Origin of the sequence: Isoptericola haloaureus (assembly GCF_036689775.1) — a bacterium.
GTDB lineage: Bacteria > Actinomycetota > Actinomycetes > Actinomycetales > Cellulomonadaceae > Isoptericola > Isoptericola haloaureus.
This window is the reverse complement of record NZ_JBAGLP010000116.1, coordinates 557,494-574,662: the sequence shown is the minus strand read 5'-3', so window position 1 is coordinate 574,662 and position 17,169 is coordinate 557,494. Positions and strand designations below refer to the sequence as shown.

The window sequence follows — 17,169 nt, the reverse complement described above, 5'->3', positions numbered from 1 at the left end:
GGCGAAGGAGAACGCGGTCGTCTGGCCGGTGTGGGTGCCGGTGAGTCCGGTGGCCTCGAAGACGGCGGGCTGGTGCGGGGTGCCGTCGTGGTTCTGGCCGCCGGCGGAGGTGAGCTGGACGGTGCCCTCGGGTCCGGCCTGTGCGGGTAGGGAGCCGTCGTCGCCGAGGTAGCGCACCGGCCCGGCGCCCGGATCCTCGCTGGGCTCGGGGCTGGGCTCCGGAGTCGGGTCCGGCGTCGGCGACGGTTCCTCGGAGGGCTCCGGCGTCGGCTCCGGGGTCGGGCTCGGCGTCGGGCCACCGGTGGCGTCGCCGCCGGCGAAGGTGTGCGCTCCCGTGGCCACCACCTGGCCGGCCGGGACGTCGACGACGGCGCCGTCGGAGAACGTCACCGTCCGGTCGGCGGCGGTGACGTTGGAGGCGACGTACGTGCGTCCCTGGTCGCCGTCGAACGCCGCGGCCAGCGGGTCGTCGGCGCGGGTGTCCGTCGCGAGAGTCCCCAGCGCCGCCAGGTTGGCGATCCAGTGGTACGTGTGCGCGGGCGTCTCACCTTCCTCGGGGGTGAAGGACGTCGACTCCAGCAGCGACAGGGCGCGGTCGGCGTCGCCGAGCGCGAGGTACTGCCACAGGATGTCCTGCCAGACGGTCGGGGGGCCGCCGTTGACCTGCTCCAGATGGTCGTACGCGGCACGCACCGTGGCGGGCGAGGTCCCGAGATAGAGGTGGGAGCCGGTGATCGGCAGGGTGTTGATGCCCTGGATCTTCTCCGCTTCGGCGCTGAACCACGTGGCGTACGACCCGCCGTCGCCCCAGACCATGCCGACCACGGGGTGCCCGAAGCTCTCGGGGTAGGCCGCGCCGTCGACGTCGAACCAGTACCGCTGGATCGCCGCGGCCTGCGTCGCGTAGAGGTACACCCCGGCGTCGCGCACCGCGTTGTCCCCGGTGGCCTCGCCCCACTGGACCAGGGCGCCGGCGAAGTTCATGCCCTCCGAGCTCGACTCCTGGTTGTTGCCCGCCGCGAAGGCGCCGTGCCCCGAGGCCCAGTCGTGCCCGGCGTAGACGTCGAAGTCGCGCAGGTAGGGGAACCGGGTCTCGTCGCGGTCGTACCCGTTGGCGTCCCGGATCAGCAGGTCCACCATCTCGCCGTAGTCGGCCGCCCACTGCGGGTCGAACCGGGCCAGGGTCGCGGCGGCCGCGATGTAGTAGCCGTAGTGGAAGTGGTGGTCGTTCAGCTCGGTGTCCGAGCCGTAGGAGCCGGGGTGCCCGACGAGCGTGCCCCACCCGTCGTCGTAGGCGAAGACCTGCTCTGTCTTGCCCGCGGTGGCGGTGAACCAGTCGGTCAGCACCGCGCGGACGTCGGCCAGTGCGGCGTCCCGCTGAGCCGTGCGGCCGAGCTGGTCGGCGATCTCCACGACGCGGGTGGCTCGCCCGAGCGCCTTGCCGGTCCAGTAGGTGTCCGCCTTCTGCTGGTCCAGGGGGTCGCCGAGCTGGTCCAGCAGCGCCTCGAGGCGGTCGCGCTCGGCGCCCGACGACGTCGCCACCGCGGGCAGCTCGGTCAGCACGCCGGTGTACGGGGTGGTCGTGGTGAACTGCGCGGTCCCGGTGAGCACGGCCATGTCGCCACGCGGCGAGGTGTAGGTCGCCCCGGCGGCCTCCGCCCCGGTGAGGTACGCGCTCTGGTGCGGGTACAGCGCCGCGACGGTGCCGCCGTCGTCGGCCCCCGGCCAGGGTGTGGTCTCCAGGTGGTACGTGGTGCGCACGACGCCGGCGCCGGCATCGTAGGCGTAGTCGGCCCGGGTGCCGGTCACGGGGGAGCGGGCGGCGTCGGTGTACGTCTGGACGAGGTCGTCCCGCGCGGCGGGTCCGACGTCGGGCAGCAGGGCGACGGCGAAGGTCGCGGCCGGGGCCGTCAGCGACGTGCCGCTCGTCGTCCAGGACACGTCGGACGGCAGGACGGCCAGGTAGTCGGCGCCGCCGACGCTCAGGCCGACGCGGCCCGGCTCGTCCAGCCAGACGTCGGGCGAGCCGGCGAGCGTCAGCAGGGCGTCGCCGCCGGTCGCCTCGAACCAGGAGATCGGCAGCCCGTGGCCGATGGTGGCGCGCAGCGACTGCTCGCCGTCGTCCCAGACCGGGTCGACCGTCCAGTCCGTCCAGCCCCCGACGGCCACGTGGGGGGCGTCCAGGCCGACGACGCCGGCACGCAGGTCCTCGGCGTACTCGTAGTGGTACTCCGAGATCCCGGCGGGATCACCGGTGACGGTCGCCTCGGTGGTGTAGGAGATGCCCAGTCCGCCGGCCGTGGGCAGGTAGCTCGCCGGGTGCGCGTGCAGGGGTGGGCTGAACGAGCAGTCGAAGACCTTGTAGGCCAGCGAGGTCCACCAGTCGTTGGTGGGCAGCGGGGTGCTGGGCGCGTCGTCCGTGACGAACGCGCGGGGGTCTGCTTCGACGGCGGCGCACCCCTGGGGTGGCGGGCCGACGGTGTCGGTCGTGTAGCTGCCGGCGCCCACGTCGACGACGTCGGCGTGGGCCGGGGTGGTCGTGGCCACGAGACCGCCGGTCAGGATCGCGAGGGCGGCCAGAGCGGCGGTCCGGCGCGCGGGTACGGGGTCGTTCCAGGGTGTGGACATGCGTCACCTCATGGTTGATGTGCTCCGTCACGGCTTCCGTCCGGAAGCCCCCTGTCGGCCCCGTTGCCGACTCCGGACGAGCTCGTGGGAGCGATACCACCACACGATACGGAGTGTGGTGACACGTGCAACCGGTGACACCCACGTGTGCTGGGGCGCGGCTCGTCCGGGGGTTCAGCGCCGCCACTCGTCGCGATAGTCCGGGTGGTCGGAGAAGTCGGCCGCACGTTCGCGCATCAGGCCCTCGACCCACGACGCCTGGCCGGGGCCGAACAGGCCCTGCTCGTACTGGTCGGCCTGGGCGTGCAGCTCACGGAGCTCCGCCTCGCGTTCCGGCGTCAGCGGCGGGTTGCCGTGCTCCTCGCGGTGCTTGCCCTCGTGGGACAGGAGCTCGGAGATCCGGGCCTTGAGGAACTCGCTCAGCGTGGACATGGCGTCGGTCCTTTCACCACCCCGACGGACCGCGCGGCGTGCGTCCCGTCACCCCTGACGCTACGCCGGGACGGCCCGCGCGTCGCGGGATGGTGCTGGTGTTCGGCTGTCAGGGGCGCGCGCAAGCATGCGTTCATGAGTCGTACGAGGAAGTACACCCGTGAGCTGCTCCAGGACGCTGTGGACCACTCCGACTCCGTCGCTGGTGTCTTGCGCTACCTGGGTCGACCGCAGGCCGGTGGAACGCATTCGCACATCGCACGGACGATCCGCCGATTCGGGATCGACACTAGCCACTTCCGGCGCAACCAAGGCGGGCTGAAGCGGCCGACTCGGAAGGCGCCGCACCAGATCTTCGTGGTGCTTCTCCCGGGTAGCCGACGCGCCAAGCCGGCCCAGCTGCGGCGAGCACTCGTCGAGATCGGTCGACCGTACTGCTGCGAGTGCTGTCAGCAGCAGGGCATGTGGCGTGGCCGGCCGCTCGTGCTCCACGTGGATCACATCGACGGCGACTACTGCAACAACGCATCCGACAATCTCAGGTTTCTGTGCCCCAACTGTCACAGTCAGACCGCGGACTACGCCGGACGGGGGCGCGGCAAGTACGGCGCAAGCACGCATCCGCAGGTCGGCGAGCGATCGACGCCGTCGCGGCGGGCGCTAAACTGACCGACCGGCCGGAGTGGTGGAACAGGCAGACACGCGGCATTTAGGTTGCCGTGCCCCAGGGCGTGCGGGTTCGAGTCCCGCCTCCGGCACATCAGAGCTCAGGCGGCGTCGAGCCCGAGCTTGGTGCGCAGCCGGGCGACGTGCCCCGTCGCCTTGACGTTGTACTGGGCGAGCTCGACGGTGCCGTCGGCGCCGACCACGACGGTCGAGCGGATCACCCCGACGTAGGTGCGGCCGTAGTTCTTCTTCTCGCCCCACGCGCCGTAGGCTTCGAGGACCTCGTGCTCCGGGTCCGAGGCGAGGGGGTAGGTCAGCGCGTCGCGCTCGACGAACCGGGCGAGCTTCTCGGGCTCGTCGGGGGAGATGCCGACGACGGCGTACCCGGCGCCCTGCAGGGCGTCCAGCGAGTCGCGGAAGTCGCAGGCCTCCTTCGTGCACCCCGGGGTCATGGCCGCGGGGTAGAAGTAGACGACCACGCCCCGCTCGGCGCTCTGTCGCAGCGTCGCCAGCGAGACGGTGCTCCCGTCGGCGGTCGGCAGGGTGAAGTCGGGCGCGGTGTCGCCGACGGCGAGACGGGTCACGGGAGCTCCTGGTGCTGCGGGGACGGGGCCGCGCTCAGCCTAGCCCGACCGGGTGTGCGGGAGCGGTCGGGCGATGCGGGGACGACGGCGGTTCTCGCGTAGCGTGGCCCTCGTGAGTTCCGCAGCACCTTCTCCCGCGTCGACGGGCGGCGAGGCCACCGAGCCGCTGCCGATCCGCATGCTCCACGACCGCGTCCTGGTCGACCCCGAGGTGGACTCGGCCGAGCGGCAGTCCGCGGCCGGTCTGGTCATCCCGGCCACGGCCACGGGGCCGAAGCGGCTGGCGTGGGCGAAGGTCGTCGCCAAGGGCGAGCACGTCCGCCAGGTCGAGGTCGGCGATCGCGTGCTCTACGACCCCGAGGAGCGCGCCGAGGTCGAGCTCGGCGGGACCGACTACGTGCTGCTGCGCGAACGGGACGTGCACGCCGTCGCCGAGCGGTCCGACGAGAGCGGCGCGACGGGCCTGTACCTGTGACCTGCACCGCTGTCGCGGAGGTCACACGCCGGAGGGTCGGATCCAGGTACCGCGCCGCGCTGAGGTGCTGGTAGAGTTTCACACCGCTACGCGCCATTAGCTCAATTGGCAGAGCAGCTGACTCTTAATCAGCGGGTTTGGGGTTCGAGTCCCTGATGGCGCACCACGCACGGTCCGGTCACGTCGTGTCCGGACCGTCGTACCGCGGTCGGCGTCGAGGATCTCGTGCCGGACGTGACGCGCCATTAGCTCAATTGGCAGAGCAGCTGACTCTTAATCAGCGGGTTTGGGGTTCGAGTCCCTGATGGCGCACCAACGAGGCCCCCGTCGCACCGGCGACGGGGGCCTTCGTCGTTCTCGGTGGCGTCCTCAGCCGTCGACGGTCAGCGCCAGCACGCCGCGCACCGCCGCGGTGGAGCGCGCCACGGACGCCGACGCGAGGTCGTCGCGCACCTGCCGTTCGGCGAACGTGTGAGCCTGGCGCACCCATCGGTCCGCGGCGTTCCAGTCGCCGTCGTCGGCCGCCTCCAGGGCGCGGTGCATCCGGTCGACGATCCGTGCGCCGACCTGCTCGCGGACGAGGCCGGACTCCACCCGGTCCTGGACGAGCTCGGCGACGTCGGTGTACCACGACGGGTCGGCCGCGACGTCCGCTGGGACGTAGCCCGCCTCGACGGCGGCACCGGTGACGGCCACGACCTCGTCGACGTACTGTTCCTCGTCCGGGTACCAGGCGGCCAGCGTCGCGTCGTCGACCGGACGGGACGACCCGTCGATGAAGCAGAAGCCGGGGCCGGTGTTGAGCCCCGAGTTCAGCCGCACCGGGACCTCCTGCGCGGCCAGCCGGATGCCGCCCCGACCGAGACCGAGGTCGTCGCGGTCCACGGATCCGTCCGCGAGGAGGTCGATGGCGGGCGCCGACGGCGGAGCGTCCCCACCGGCCGCCCAGTCCGCCACGTGGTCGTACGCCGCGCCCTGGACCATGTGCTGCGGGACGCGGGAGCCGGACGGCTCGTCGCACGTCTGCGGCGTGCCCGGGTACCCGCCGGGGGCCGTGCCGATGTCGCGGATGCGCAGGCGGCCGTAGTCCGTGATGAGCTTCCAGTCGCCGTGGGAGGCGCCGGCGACCTCCCAGGTGCGCAGCGTGTCGCTGTCCGGCTGGCGCTGGGCCGCGCCCAGCAGGTCGATCGCGACGTCGGTCTCGCTGTTGATCTTGAGCACCGGGGTCTCGACCGCGTCACGGAGGGGCCCGCCGCCGCCGTGCAGCACGACCGCGTCGACGACGTCGCCGCCCGGGTCGACGGAGTTGACGTACGACCACAGGCGCCCGGCCGACTGGGAGTGGCCGGTGGCGACCACGGTCTCGGCCTCCAGCGGGCCCAGCGGGGCGGTGCCGGCGGGCTCGCGGACGGCTCCGACGGCCTGGCTGAAGACGTCCCAGGACAGTGTGTCGTCGGTGACCGTGCCGCCGTCGGTCAGGTCGAGGGAGCCGTACCGGTCGGGGCTCCACGACCGCAGTCCGGTGCCGGAGTGGACCCCGGCCCGCTGCGCCGAGACGCCGACCCAGGCGTAGCCCTCGCGCAGGAGGTGCTCGTGGGTCTGGAACCAGTCGACCTCCTGGTCCCACTGGTTGGAGACGTTGTACCACTCGGTGATGACGGTGCCGTTGAACGCGCCCGGGTCCGTGGGGCGCCGCACGACCATCCGGGTGCGGTACTCGTGGCCGGTGCTGATCACCTCGGCGTCGGAGGCGCCGTCGGCGTCGTAGCGGGTCGCCTCGCCGGAGAGGAAGAACTCCTGCTCGACGTAGCCGTGGTCGGCCAGGTCGACGTCGGTGGCGAGGAAGGGGTACCCGTGGGCCGGGTCCCCGACGGCAGTCGTGGCGGGGACCGGGCCGGTCACGGCGGGGTCCGGGCTGTCGGGTGCCGCCGAGGCGGCCGGGAGGGAGAGTGCGGACGCCAGCAGGGTGAGGCCTGTTCCTGCGGCGACGGCACGTCGTCGGCTGACGGACATCGATGACTCCTTCGTCACGGCCCGACAGGCGGGCCCGTTCGTCGGTCGTCGGCAGCCTAGGAGCGGTGCAGCACTTTGTCCATCGATTGAACAAGTTCTGGCGTGTCGCTGCCAGAAGTGGTCGGCGCACGGTCGCCCGGCGGCAACAGGACCGCATTGTCCGGTCAGCGTCCAAGGTCCTGTCCGACGGGGCGGTTCGGCCCTGTGCGCAGTCCTGGTGCAGCGACACCATCGGAAGGACACACCAGGGACCGCCGCCGCCCCAGGTGGGGCGGACCGTCGGCGGCGGTGCCGACGACCGGAGCTGTGAGGCGAGTCATCATGATCGTGCGGTCGATGCGACGAGGCATCGCGTTCTTCGCCGGAGCCGTCCTGCTGACGGCGATGAGCATCACGGGTGCTCAGGCAGCACCGGGGGGCGGCGGGCCGCCCCACCCGCCCGGCGACGAGGGTGAGGTGGCGGCGAACAACCTGTCCGTCCCGACCGTCTTCGTGCCCGGCGCGGCCGGGTCACCGTTCGGAGGGACCTGCACGGACGGTGACGACTCGGTCGACCCGTCCGGGACGAAGGGCGTCGACACCGACGGCGACGGGATCCCGGACGAGCACCTCGACTACTGGGTCCAGGGGATCGCGACGTGGCAGGCGGACTGCGCCGAGGCGGCGGCCGGCACCCTGACCGTCGGCGCCGGGTGGGGGGACAACCTGCAGAACGCCCCCCTGAAGGCCGGGACCCCGATCCGGGTGGAGATCGGCCTGTTCGCCGACCCGACCGCGTTCCCGATGCCGGGGTACACGGTGGTCAAGCTGGACCCGACGCTGCTGGACCGCGAGTCCCACTACGGGACCCTCGGTGTCGAGGAGTCTCCCTACCCCGAGGTCCGGGCCTGGGACAGCGGTACCACCCTCGACATCCGCACCACCGACGGCTCGGTCGTGGTGGTGGACGAGGTGCCCTACGGCGCCGAGGTCAACTCCACCGGTCGCGTCGTCTACGGGTACAACTGGCAGAAGCCCGTCTCCGGTGAGTACCTGGTCACGGTCAGGACCCCGTCCGTCGCCCTCGGGGCGACCGACGGCGGCACGCTGAGCGACACCGACGGCGACGGTGCCGCCGACACGGTCACCCTCGTGGTGAACGTCGGGAACAAGGGCGGCGGCAACGGTGGCGGCAACGGGGGCCGGCCGGCCGATCGTCCCCGAGGTGGCAACGGCGGCGGCGGCAACGCCTTCGGCCGGAGCTGATCCGGCCGCGCCGCGCGGGTCGGGTGCCGCCACGGGTGGCACCCGACCCGACCGGCCGGCGGAGAGGAGTGGGACATGTCCAGGATGATGAGAAGGCTGTCGGGGACGCTGCTCGCGGTGCTCCTCGTCGGAGCGACCGCCCAGGTGGCCGCGGCGGCGGAGGGGGAGTCCACGCCCGGCGTCACCGTGACGGCGGTCAACCCGGTGTCCGCGCTGCGTGACGGCGGGCTGCGGGTCGCGCTCACCGCGCACAGCGGGACGGACGGGTCCGGCGTGACGTCGTGCCGGCCCCAGGACGCGACCATCGACTGCTGGGGCTCGCTGGTCCTGCAGACGCCCGGGCCCGACGGGATCCGGCTGGCCGACCTCGAGGTCCACCGCGTCATGGTCGGCGGTCCCGGGCTCGGTCACGGCCCCGGGGGCCCCGGCGGTCACGTCGGCCACCCGGGCGCGACCGCGGCCGGTGCCGGTCAGCAGGCCGTCGTCAGCGGGCAGGCCGTGCTGCGCGACCCGGGGAGCACGGGGCTGCCGCGCGGCAGCGCGGTCCAGGTCAGGATCCACCTGGCCGACGTCTCGCAGGTCGCGGGGCACGACCTGGTCGACGTGCAGGTCAACGAGCTCGTGCACGGGCCGGTGAAGCCGGTGCTGTACGAGTCGGGCCCGCAGCCGGTCCTGCAGGTGGGGATCCACCCGCGGGGCTGACCGACAGGGTGCACGATGGGGAGATGATCTCCACCGAGCTCGCCACCCGGTTGCGCGACGCGGGACTGATCTGGAAGCCGGCCGACGGCGACCGGTTCCACATCGACGCGCCGGACCTCCTCGAGGACGTCTTCACGATCTCCACCCTGGTCGTCGAGACGCACCACGTCGACACCGGCACGGTGCTCGGCTTCAACGGGACCACCGAGTGGGCCCTGGACTCGGTCGACATCGACGACACGCTGTGGCTGCCGCGCGAGGACCAGCTCCGCGACCTGCTGGGCGGCACCTTCCGCTCGCTGCACGCCGAGGACGACGTCTTCACCGTCGAGGTCGAGCTGCTCGGCGAGCGCCGGAACTTCGACGCCCCGGACGCCGCCGACGCCTACGGGGAGGCGCTCTTGGCTCTCATCGGACTCTCGTCGGAATGACGTGGGCGGGGTCCCGGCCCGACTACCCTGGTCCGGTGCCGAACTCACCGCAGGAGAACCCGGACGTCCCGCAGGACACCCCCGTCGAGGACTCCGTCGACACCCGACACCACCGCCGTCCGCTGAGCTACGTGCGCCGGACCGCCCGCCTGACCGCCGGGCAGCAGAGGGCGTGGGACACCCGCCGGCACCGCTACCTGATCGAGGTCCCGCGCGAGCACCGCGACATGTCGGTGCACCCGGACTGGCAGCTCGACCCCGCCGCGGAGTTCGGCCGTACCGCGCCCCTCGTCCTGGAGATCGGGACCGGCCTGGGCGAGTGCGTCGTGCACGCCGCGGCGACGCACCCCGAGCATGACCACCTGGCCGTCGAGGTCTACCGTCCAGGCGTCGCGCAGACCATCGTGCGCGCGGGGCACGCCGGGGCCGACCCGGCCGTCGCCGGCGGCGACCCGGGCCACGAGCTCGACAACCTGCGGATCATGCAGGTCGACGCCGCCGAGCTGCTCGGGCACGGCCTGCCCGAGGCGAGCCTGGACGAGCTGTGGGTGTTCTTCCCGGACCCCTGGCCCAAGAAGCGCCACCACAAGCGCCGGCTGGTCACCCCCGCCTTCGCCGAGCTGGCGGCTCGCGCGATCAAGCCCGGTGGCCGGTGGCGGTTGGCCACCGACTGGGCCGAGTACGGCGAGGTGATGCTCGAGGTGCTCGACGCCGCCGAGGGCTTCCGCAACGCCCACGGCCCCGGCGGGCGCGCCCCGCGCTTCGAGGGCCGCGTCATGACCAGCTTCGAGCGCAAGGGCCTGAACGCCGGGCGCAGCGTGACCGACCTGGAGTACGTCCGGCTCTGACCTCAGTCGTCCAGGCCGCGCGCCGCCAGGGCCTCGCCCAGGGCGTCGGCACGCCGCAGCGACCCCACCACCAGCGGTACCGCGAAGGCCCGCACGTCGCGCTCGCGGCCCCGGGCGCGCTGCGCGTCCCGCACCCGCGCGGCCAGGTCGGTGAGCACGGGGACGGACCGCAGGGTCAGGGCCAGCACCAGCGCGGCACGCTCCGGGTCGAGGCCCCACCGGCGCCCCGGCCGCAGCACGCGCTCCACGACGTCCAGGACCTGCGCCGTCGGGGTCGTGGCCGTGACGAGACCGGCGAGGGCCACGAGGGCCACGAGCCGCGTGCTCAGGACCACCGCCTCGACGGGGCCCAGCACCCACCACTGGACCGCCAGCAGGCACACCACGACCCAGCGCAGCGGCCGGACCTGGGCCCACAGCGTCCGCGGTCCCAGCCCGGCCAGGCCGAACAGCGCCACGACGCCGACGACGGCGAGGGCGGCTCCCCGCGGTCCGTCCACGGTGAGCAGCGCCAGCGAGCACACGCACAGCCCGGCGAGCTTCGTCCCCGCGCCGAGCCGGTGCACCGGCGACGTAGAGGTCCTCGGGGGTGCCGTGGCGGGCGGCGGGCCGGCAGTCATCGGACCGGCGCGCCCATCAGCGCGCGGTAGGCCGGCACCGCCACGGCCGGGACGTCGTCGACCACGACCCGGCCCTCGTCGACCACCAGCACCCGTTCGTAGTCGCCCACGAGGTCCAGGTCGTGGGTGACCAGCACCACCCGCTGCTCCAGCGCCGCCAGCCGCTGCGCGACGAACCGGGTGTTGCGCAGGTCCAGCAGGGTCGTCGGTTCGTCGGCCACCACGACGTCCGGGCGGGACACCAGCACGCTGGACAGCGCCAGGAGCTGCTTCTGGCCCCCGGAGAGCAGGTGCGCCGGATGGCCCGCGTGCCCGGCCAGGCCGTGCCGCTCCAGCTCGGCCGCCACCCGGGCGCCGACCTCGGCGCGGGACAGCCCGGAGCCGCGCAGCGAGAACGCGACGTCCTCGGCGACGGTCGGCATGACGATCTGGGCGTCCGGGTCGGTGAACACGAACCCGACCCGCCGGCGCACGGCCCGGCCGTGCCGGGCCACGTCCAGCCCGTCGACCAGCACCCGGCCCGACGTCGGGGCCACCAGACCGTTGAGCAGCCGCGCGAGCGTGGACTTGCCCGAGCCGTTCGCGCCGATCACCGCCACCCGGTGCTCGGTCAGCCGGACCGACACCCCGCGCAGCACGTGCCGGCCCTCGCGGCGCACGTGCACGTCGTCCAGCACGATCCCGGTCACCGGACCACCTCCACGAGCACGGCGACGCCGATCCCGCCGGTCCCCGCCGCGGCGGCGAGCCCGAGCGTGCCCGCCGGTGCGCCGCCGCGCACGAGCCGGGAGAACAGCCGGACGACGGCGACCGCCCCGCTCGCCCCGAACGGGTGACCGCCCGCCAGGGCCCCGCCGTCGGGGTTCCAGCGCGGATCGGTCAGCGGGTCCACGCCGAGGTCCCCGGCCACCGCGAGCGCCTGCACGGCGAACGCCTCGACGAGCTCCAGAGCGGCTACGTCCGCGAGCCGGACGCCGCCGCGCGCGCATGCCGCGCGCACGGCGGACACGGGGGTCAGCAGGGGCATCGCGGGGTCGCCGGCCACGGTCGCCACCGTCCGGACCCGCAGCCCCGGGGCGCCGCCCGGCGCCAGGACCACGGCGGCCGCCCCGTCCGCGGCCGGTGCGGCCGAGGCCGCCGTCACCGTGCCGCCGGGGGAGAAGGCCCCCGGCAGCCGGTCCAGCAGCCTCGGGGACAGCGCCGGGGCGTGCTCGTCGCGGTCCAGCGGCCCGACGGCCACGGTCTCGGTGGTGAACCGCCCGGCCGTGTGCGCGGCGCGCAGCCGCTCGTGCGAGGCCACGGCGTAGCGATGCTGCAGCGCGCGAGAGATGCCGCGCTCGTGGGCGAGCCGGTCCGCGGCCCGGCCGGCCTCCGGGTCCGCCCACGGCGGGGCGGTGAAGGACGCGCGGTCGTAGCCGAGCGTGCCGTGCGCGCGCCCCGGTGCCCGGGTGGCGCTCTCGACGCCGCCCGCCAGCACGACGCGGGCGTGCCCGGCGTCGACCAGCGCGGCAGCCGTGCCCACGGCGGCGAGCCCGGAGGCGCACTGCCGGTCCACGCTCATCCCGGGCACGTGCCGGCCGACGGCGGTCAGCGCCGCACGGCGCGCCACGTTGCCGCCGTGGCCCGCGGCGTTGCCCAGCACCACCTCGTCCACCGGGCCGGCGGCCGCGTCGTGCGCTGCGTCGTGCGCTGCGTCGTGCGCGGCGGCGCTGAGGACCGCGGCGGCCAGCCGGGCCTCGTCGGCCCCGGCGTGCCCGCCGCCGCGCCGGCCGGTCCACGTGCGCCGGGCGGCCACCACCACGCTCACCGCAGCACCGCGAGGTCACCGACCTGCGCGGCCGGGTCGTGGCCCGCGACGGCGGCACCGAGCGCGGAACGGGCCACCTTGCCGTTCGAGGTGCGTGGCAGGGCGTCGACGCGGAACCAGCGCCGGGGCCGCTGGGCCGGGGCGAGGGTGGCCCGGGCGACCCGCTCCAGGTGGGCGCGCAGCCCGGGGTGGTCGTCGGCCTCGACGACGGCGACGACGACGGCGCCGAACCGGCGGTGCGGGGCGCCGGCCACCACGACGTCACGGACCCCGGGTACGGGCCGCAGCGCGGCCTCGACGTCCTCGGGCACGACGGTGGCACCCGCGGTGAGGATTGCGCCGTCGCCACGGCCTCGCAGCCGCAGCACGCGGTTCCCGGCGTCCGCCGCGCCGCCGTCGGGAGGGTCGGGCAGGTCAGGCAGGTCGGCCAGGTCACCGACCGTGCTCCAGCCGTCCCGGGTGCGCAGCGGCCCGGTCGCCCCGGCCAGGTAGCCGCTCGCCGTCCACGGCGAGCGCACCCACACCTCGCCCAGGCGCGTGCCCGGCTGCGGCCGGACCTGCACCTCGACCTGCGGGAACGGCACCAGCCCGTCCCCGGTGTCGATCGCGACGAAGCTCAGCTCCACCGCCCCGTAGTACGCCACGACCTGCACGCCGTGGGCATGGGCCCGGGCCCGCTGGGCGGGGTCCGTGCCGGCGCCGCCCACCACGACGGTGCGCAGCCGGGACGGCACGCCCGCGTCGAGGGCGTCCAGGACGTCGTCGAGCCGGGAGGGGACCAGGTGGGCCAGGTCGGCCCCGGCGAGCGCCGCCGTCGTCGCCGACACGGTCGGTGCGAGCTCCACCGACGCCCCGGCCGCCAGGGCGTGCACCGCCGCGAAGCAGTGCAGCGAGCTGGCCAGGGGGCCCGTGACCAGGACGGTGTCCCCGGCGCGGGTGCCGGTCAGGCGCGAGACGTGCTCGAAGGAGCCCGTCCAGGACCCGCGGGAGCGCAGCACGGCGCGCGGACGCCCCGTGCTGCCCGAGGAGAACCCCGCCCACGCCGCCGCGGCGTCGTCCGGGGTCGGCCCGGGAGGCGGGGGAGGAGCACCGTGACCGCGCGGCAGCGGCACGTGCACGACGACGGCGGGGGTCAGGGCGTGCAGCACCTCGGCCCGCTGGTGCACCGGCCAGGCCGGGTCGCCGACCAGCCCGACGGCACCGGCCCGGTCCGCGGCGAGCAGCGCGACGAGCGTGTCCAGGGGGTCGGCGAGCGACAGGGCGACCAGGTCCCCGGGGCGCGTCCCGGTCGCGGCCAGGTGCTCGGCGCCCGCGACGAGGTCGGCGGCCAGCTCGGCGTAGGTGCGGCTGCGCTCGCCGCAACGCACCGCGACACGGTCCGCGGCGGGGCCGTGCGCGTGCTGCAGGACGTGGTGGGCGACCGGCACTCAGCCCTCCCGGCCCCCGCGGCGCACCGCGGCGGGGTAGGCCCGCGCGACGGCGGCGGTGATCGCGGCGCAGGCCAGCGCCTTGAGCAGGTCCCCGGGCACGAAGGCGAGGGACAGCAGGGCCGTCTCGGCCAGGGGCACACCGGTCAGCACGGCCTGGACGGGGATCCCGACGGCGTACACCACGCCGACGCCGCCGACGAGCGCGGCGAGGAGCACGCCCAGGAACGTCACCCTCCGCTGCCGCTCGACCAGCAGCCCGACGACGAAGGCGCCGGCCACGAACCCGAGCAGGTAGCCGGCCGACGGTCCCACGAACACGCCGAGACCGCCCCGACCGCCGGCGAGCAGCGGCAGCCCGGCCGCGACCAGGGCGAGCAGCTTCAGCACCGCCAGCGCGCCGCGGCGGGCGCCCAGGATCGCCCCGGCGAGCATCACCCCCAGGGTCTGCAGCGTCACCGGGACGGCGTTGCCGAACAGCGCGATCGACCCGGGCAGGCCCAGGACGGCGATCAGTGCCGCGAAGGTGGCCATCCGTGCGGCGTCGGCGGTGGTCGAGCGGGCCGGTGTGCGGGTTGCGGCGGTCTCGGTCACGCTGCTCCTTCGTCGCGGGCGGTGCGGGGACGGGTACCACTGTGCTGCCCGCACGGTACGCCGGGCGCCGGTCCGGTCACCCAGCCCCGTGCCGCCGTCGTGCACGGATCCCACAAGCGGTTGTCGGGTCCGCACAAGTCGCCCGCGCCCCGGTCGTGGGACACCGCCACGCGGGCGCGGGCCGTCCCACGCTGCAGAACGGGCCGTGACGCGACACCATGCCCGGATGGAGCAGACGTACGACGTGATCGTCATCGGTGCCGGCCCCGTGGGGGAGAACGCGGCCGACCGCGCGGCGCGCGGCGGGCTGTCCGTCGCCGTCGTCGAGGCCGAGCTCGTGGGCGGGGAGTGCTCGTACTGGGCGTGCATCCCCTCCAAGACCCTGCTGTCGCCCGGAGCCGCGCGGCAGGCGGCACGGGAGGCGCCCGGCGTGGGCGACCCCGGACCGCTGGACGTGGACGCGGTGCTGGCGCGCCGCGACGAGATGACCGGCCAGGGCGACGACTCCGGCCAGGAGGAGTGGCTCGACTCCGTGGGCATCACGCTGGTGCGCGGCCACGGCCGCCTGGCCGGGGAGCGCACGGTCGAGGTCGTGCCCGCCACGGGCGTCGACGACGACGCGGCCGGCGAGACGCACCGCCTGCTCGCGCGTTGCGCCGTCGTGGTCTCCACCGGCAGCGCCGCGGTCGTCCCGGACCTGCCGGGTCTGGCCGAGGCCAACCCGTGGACCTCGCGCGAGGCCACCGCCGCCGAGGCGGTGCCCGCGTCGCTGGTGATCCTGGGTGGCGGCGTCGTCGGGGTGGAGATGGCCACCCTCTACGCCGACCTCGGCGCCCGGGTGACCCTGCTCGCCCGGGGCGGGCTGCTCGCCGGGGCCGAACCCTTCGCCGGGGAGATGGTCGCCGAGGCGCTGCGCGACGCCGGCGTGGACGTGCGCCTCGGGACCACGGCGCGCCGCGTGGAGCGCCCGGCCCCGGGCGGACCCGTCACCGTGACGGTCGGCGGGGACGACGGCGCGGAGATCGTCACCGCCGCCGAGCTGCTGGTCGCCACCGGGCGCCGGCCCCGCACCGGCGACGTCGGGCTCGACACGGTCGGGCTCGAGCCCGGTGCGCCGCTGACGATCGACGACACCACGGCCGTGGAGGAGGTCGGCCGGGACGTCGTCGGCAAGCCGTGGCTGTTCGCCTGCGGCGACGTGACCGGACGGGTGGGCACCACCCACCAGGGCAAGTACCAGGCCCGGGTCACCGGCGACGTCGTGGCCGCGCTGTACGGGTCCGGCGGGGACCGGGAGGCGATCGTCGCGGCCTCGGGCGCGCGATGGAGCCGGTACGCGGCCCGGGCCGACCACGGCGCGCAGACGCAGGCCGTGTTCGCCCGCCCGCACGTCGCCTGGGTCGGGCCCACCGAGGCCGAGGCCCGGCGTGCCGGGCTGCCCGTGCGCGCCGTCTCCTACGACCTCGCCTCGGTGGCCGGGGCCGCCGTCACCTCGCCGGACCACGGCGGCCGGGCCCAGGTCCTGGTGGACACCGAGCGCGACGTCCTGGTGGGCGCCACGTTCGTCGGGCCCGACGCCGCCGAGATGCTGCACGCCGCGACCGTCGCCGTCGTCGGCGAGGTGCCGCTCGACGCCCTGTGGCACGCCGTGCCGCCGTTCCCCACGGTCAGCGAGGTGTGGCTGCGGCTGCTGGAGGAGCTCGGCCTGTGAGAGCGGTGGTCCGGCAACCGGGCGGACCCGCCGCCGACGCACAACCCCGCTAGCCTGGGGCCCGTGACCACCACGACGAAGCGAGTCGGACTCGCCACCTGCTCCGTCCTGCCCGACCTGGACGCGGACGACCGTCCGATCGTCCCCGCACTGGCCGCGCGCGGCGTCACCGCCGAGCCCGTGGTGTGGGACGACCCGGACGTCGACTGGTCCTCCTACGACCTCGTCGTGGTGCGATCCACGTACGACTACTCCCCGCGCCGCGACGAGTTCATCGAGTGGGCGCGCTCGGTGCCGCACCTGGCCAACAGTGCCGACGTCATCGCCTGGAACACGGACAAGACCTACCTGCAGACCCTCGACGAGGCCGGGGTGCCGGTCATCCCCACGATCTGGCTCGACCCCGAGCGGCACCTGGGCAAGCGCGCGATCCACACGCGGATGCCGGCCTTCGGCGACTTCGTGGTCAAGCCGGTCGTCTCCGCCGGGGCGCAGGACACCGGTCGCTACCAGCCGGTCAGCGCCGAGTCGCGGGCCCTGGCCATCGAGCACGCCAAGACGTTGCTCGACGACGGCCGCGCCGTGATGATCCAGCCGTACATCACCAGCGTCGACACCGCGGGCGAGACCTGCCTGATCTTCGTCGAGGGCGAGGTCCAGCACGCCGTGCGCAAGAACGCGCTGCTCACCGGGCCCAGCCGGCCGACCCAGGGCCTGTACCGCAAGGAGCAGATGCAGCCGGTGGAGCCGACCGCGGCGCAGGTCGACGCCGCCCGCCAGGCGATCGCCGTCGCGCACGAGCGGCTCGGGGTGACCGAGCCCTTCCTCTACGCCCGCGTCGACCTGGTCGGCGGTGAGGACGACACGCCGACGGTCATCGAGCTCGAGCTCACCGAGCCGTCGCTGTGGCTGAAGCACGCCGGTGACGCCGGAACGGTCGGACGGCTCGCCGACGCGATCGTCGCCCGCCTCGGCTGAGGCAGGAC

At 74.7% G+C, this 17,169-nt stretch carries 16 protein-coding genes and 3 tRNA genes; 10 read left to right on the top strand and 9 right to left on the bottom strand.

The window, feature by feature from the left end:
• Positions 1-2,628: glycosyl hydrolase (locus V5O49_RS08125; RefSeq protein ID WP_332901761.1), on the bottom strand; the 2,628-nt coding region annotated here is incomplete at its 3' end.
• A 174-nt stretch (positions 2,629-2,802) separates the two neighbouring features.
• Complete coding sequence (locus V5O49_RS08120) at positions 2,803-3,060, bottom strand: hypothetical protein (protein WP_332901760.1); 258 nt, start codon at positions 3,058-3,060, stop codon at positions 2,803-2,805.
• A 676-nt stretch (positions 3,061-3,736) separates the two neighbouring features.
• Here V5O49_RS08120 and V5O49_RS08115 point away from each other — a divergent pair.
• A tRNA-Leu gene (locus V5O49_RS08115) sits at positions 3,737-3,818 on the top strand.
• 9 nt (positions 3,819-3,827) lie between these two features.
• Here V5O49_RS08115 and bcp read toward each other — a convergent pair.
• Entirely contained in the window at positions 3,828-4,310 is a 483-nt protein-coding gene (gene bcp, locus V5O49_RS08110; protein ID WP_332901759.1) for a thioredoxin-dependent thiol peroxidase, read from the bottom strand.
• A 178-nt stretch (positions 4,311-4,488) separates the two neighbouring features.
• On the opposite strand from bcp, the gene V5O49_RS08105 reads away from it, so the two are divergent.
• The 3 genes from V5O49_RS08105 to V5O49_RS08095 all read left to right on the top strand — a co-directional run bounded on the left by V5O49_RS08105 (position 4,489) and on the right by V5O49_RS08095 (position 5,100).
• Entirely contained in the window at positions 4,489-4,785 is a 297-nt protein-coding gene (locus tag V5O49_RS08105) for a GroES family chaperonin (protein WP_278237459.1), read from the top strand.
• Positions 4,786-4,875: 90 nt separating this feature from the next.
• Positions 4,876-4,951: transfer RNA gene (locus tag V5O49_RS08100), tRNA-Lys, on the top strand.
• A gap of 73 nt (positions 4,952-5,024) precedes the next feature.
• Positions 5,025-5,100: transfer RNA gene (locus V5O49_RS08095), tRNA-Lys, on the top strand.
• Between the two features lie 54 nt (positions 5,101-5,154).
• Here the strand turns inward: V5O49_RS08095 and V5O49_RS08090 are convergent.
• Positions 5,155-6,798 carry an alpha/beta hydrolase domain-containing protein gene (locus V5O49_RS08090; RefSeq protein ID WP_332901758.1) on the bottom strand — a complete coding sequence of 548 codons (1,644 nt, stop codon included), beginning with the start codon at positions 6,796-6,798 and terminating at the stop codon, positions 5,155-5,157.
• A 336-nt stretch (positions 6,799-7,134) separates the two neighbouring features.
• Between V5O49_RS08090 and V5O49_RS08085 the strand changes: the two genes are divergently transcribed.
• From V5O49_RS08085 to trmB, 4 genes are all read left to right on the top strand, one after another.
• Positions 7,135-8,043: a hypothetical protein gene (locus tag V5O49_RS08085; RefSeq protein WP_332901757.1), complete on the top strand. Its 909-nt coding sequence runs from the start codon at positions 7,135-7,137 to the stop codon at positions 8,041-8,043.
• Between the two features lie 75 nt (positions 8,044-8,118).
• The gene (locus V5O49_RS08080; RefSeq protein ID WP_332901756.1) at positions 8,119-8,745 is read left to right on the top strand and encodes a hypothetical protein; all 627 of its coding nucleotides are present in this window, start codon (positions 8,119-8,121) and stop codon (positions 8,743-8,745) included.
• Between the two features lie 23 nt (positions 8,746-8,768).
• On the top strand, positions 8,769-9,176 hold the full coding sequence (locus V5O49_RS08075) for a pilus assembly protein CpaE (RefSeq protein ID WP_332901755.1): 408 nt from the start codon (positions 8,769-8,771) through the stop codon (positions 9,174-9,176).
• 35 nt (positions 9,177-9,211) lie between these two features.
• Positions 9,212-10,024 (top strand): tRNA (guanosine(46)-N7)-methyltransferase TrmB, encoded by an 813-nt coding sequence (trmB, locus tag V5O49_RS08070; RefSeq protein ID WP_332901754.1) that lies wholly within the window; start codon positions 9,212-9,214, stop codon positions 10,022-10,024.
• Between the two features lie 2 nt (positions 10,025-10,026).
• Here trmB and V5O49_RS08065 read toward each other — a convergent pair whose 3' ends face one another.
• The 5 genes from V5O49_RS08065 to V5O49_RS08045 are packed head-to-tail and all read right to left on the bottom strand — an operon-like array spanning position 10,027 to position 14,412.
• Positions 10,027-10,590, bottom strand: a complete 564-nt coding sequence (locus V5O49_RS08065; RefSeq protein WP_332901753.1) for an energy-coupling factor transporter transmembrane component T family protein — start codon at positions 10,588-10,590, stop codon at positions 10,027-10,029.
• A 50-nt stretch (positions 10,591-10,640) separates the two neighbouring features.
• Positions 10,641-11,333 carry an energy-coupling factor ABC transporter ATP-binding protein gene (locus tag V5O49_RS08060; protein ID WP_405001152.1) on the bottom strand — a complete coding sequence of 231 codons (693 nt, stop codon included), beginning with the start codon at positions 11,331-11,333 and terminating at the stop codon, positions 10,641-10,643.
• Positions 11,330-12,451 carry a thiolase family protein gene (locus V5O49_RS08055; RefSeq protein ID WP_332901752.1) on the bottom strand — a complete coding sequence of 374 codons (1,122 nt, stop codon included), beginning with the start codon at positions 12,449-12,451 and terminating at the stop codon, positions 11,330-11,332. The genes V5O49_RS08060 and V5O49_RS08055 overlap by 4 nt, the downstream gene beginning before the upstream one ends.
• Complete coding sequence (locus V5O49_RS08050; RefSeq protein ID WP_332901751.1) at positions 12,448-13,878, bottom strand: class I adenylate-forming enzyme family protein; 1,431 nt, start codon at positions 13,876-13,878, stop codon at positions 12,448-12,450. The genes V5O49_RS08055 and V5O49_RS08050 overlap by 4 nt, the downstream gene beginning before the upstream one ends.
• Positions 13,879-14,412, bottom strand: a complete 534-nt coding sequence (locus tag V5O49_RS08045; protein WP_332901786.1) for a biotin transporter BioY — start codon at positions 14,410-14,412, stop codon at positions 13,879-13,881.
• Positions 14,413-14,698: 286 nt separating this feature from the next.
• On the opposite strand from V5O49_RS08045, the gene V5O49_RS08040 reads away from it, so the two are divergent.
• Positions 14,699-16,183, top strand: coding sequence for a dihydrolipoyl dehydrogenase family protein (locus V5O49_RS08040; protein ID WP_332901750.1), 1,485 nt, complete (start codon positions 14,699-14,701; stop codon positions 16,181-16,183).
• Positions 16,184-16,246: 63 nt separating this feature from the next.
• Positions 16,247-17,161 (top strand): ATP-grasp domain-containing protein, encoded by a 915-nt coding sequence (locus tag V5O49_RS08035; protein WP_278236941.1) that lies wholly within the window; start codon positions 16,247-16,249, stop codon positions 17,159-17,161.
• The last annotated feature ends 8 nt before the right edge of the window (positions 17,162-17,169 follow it).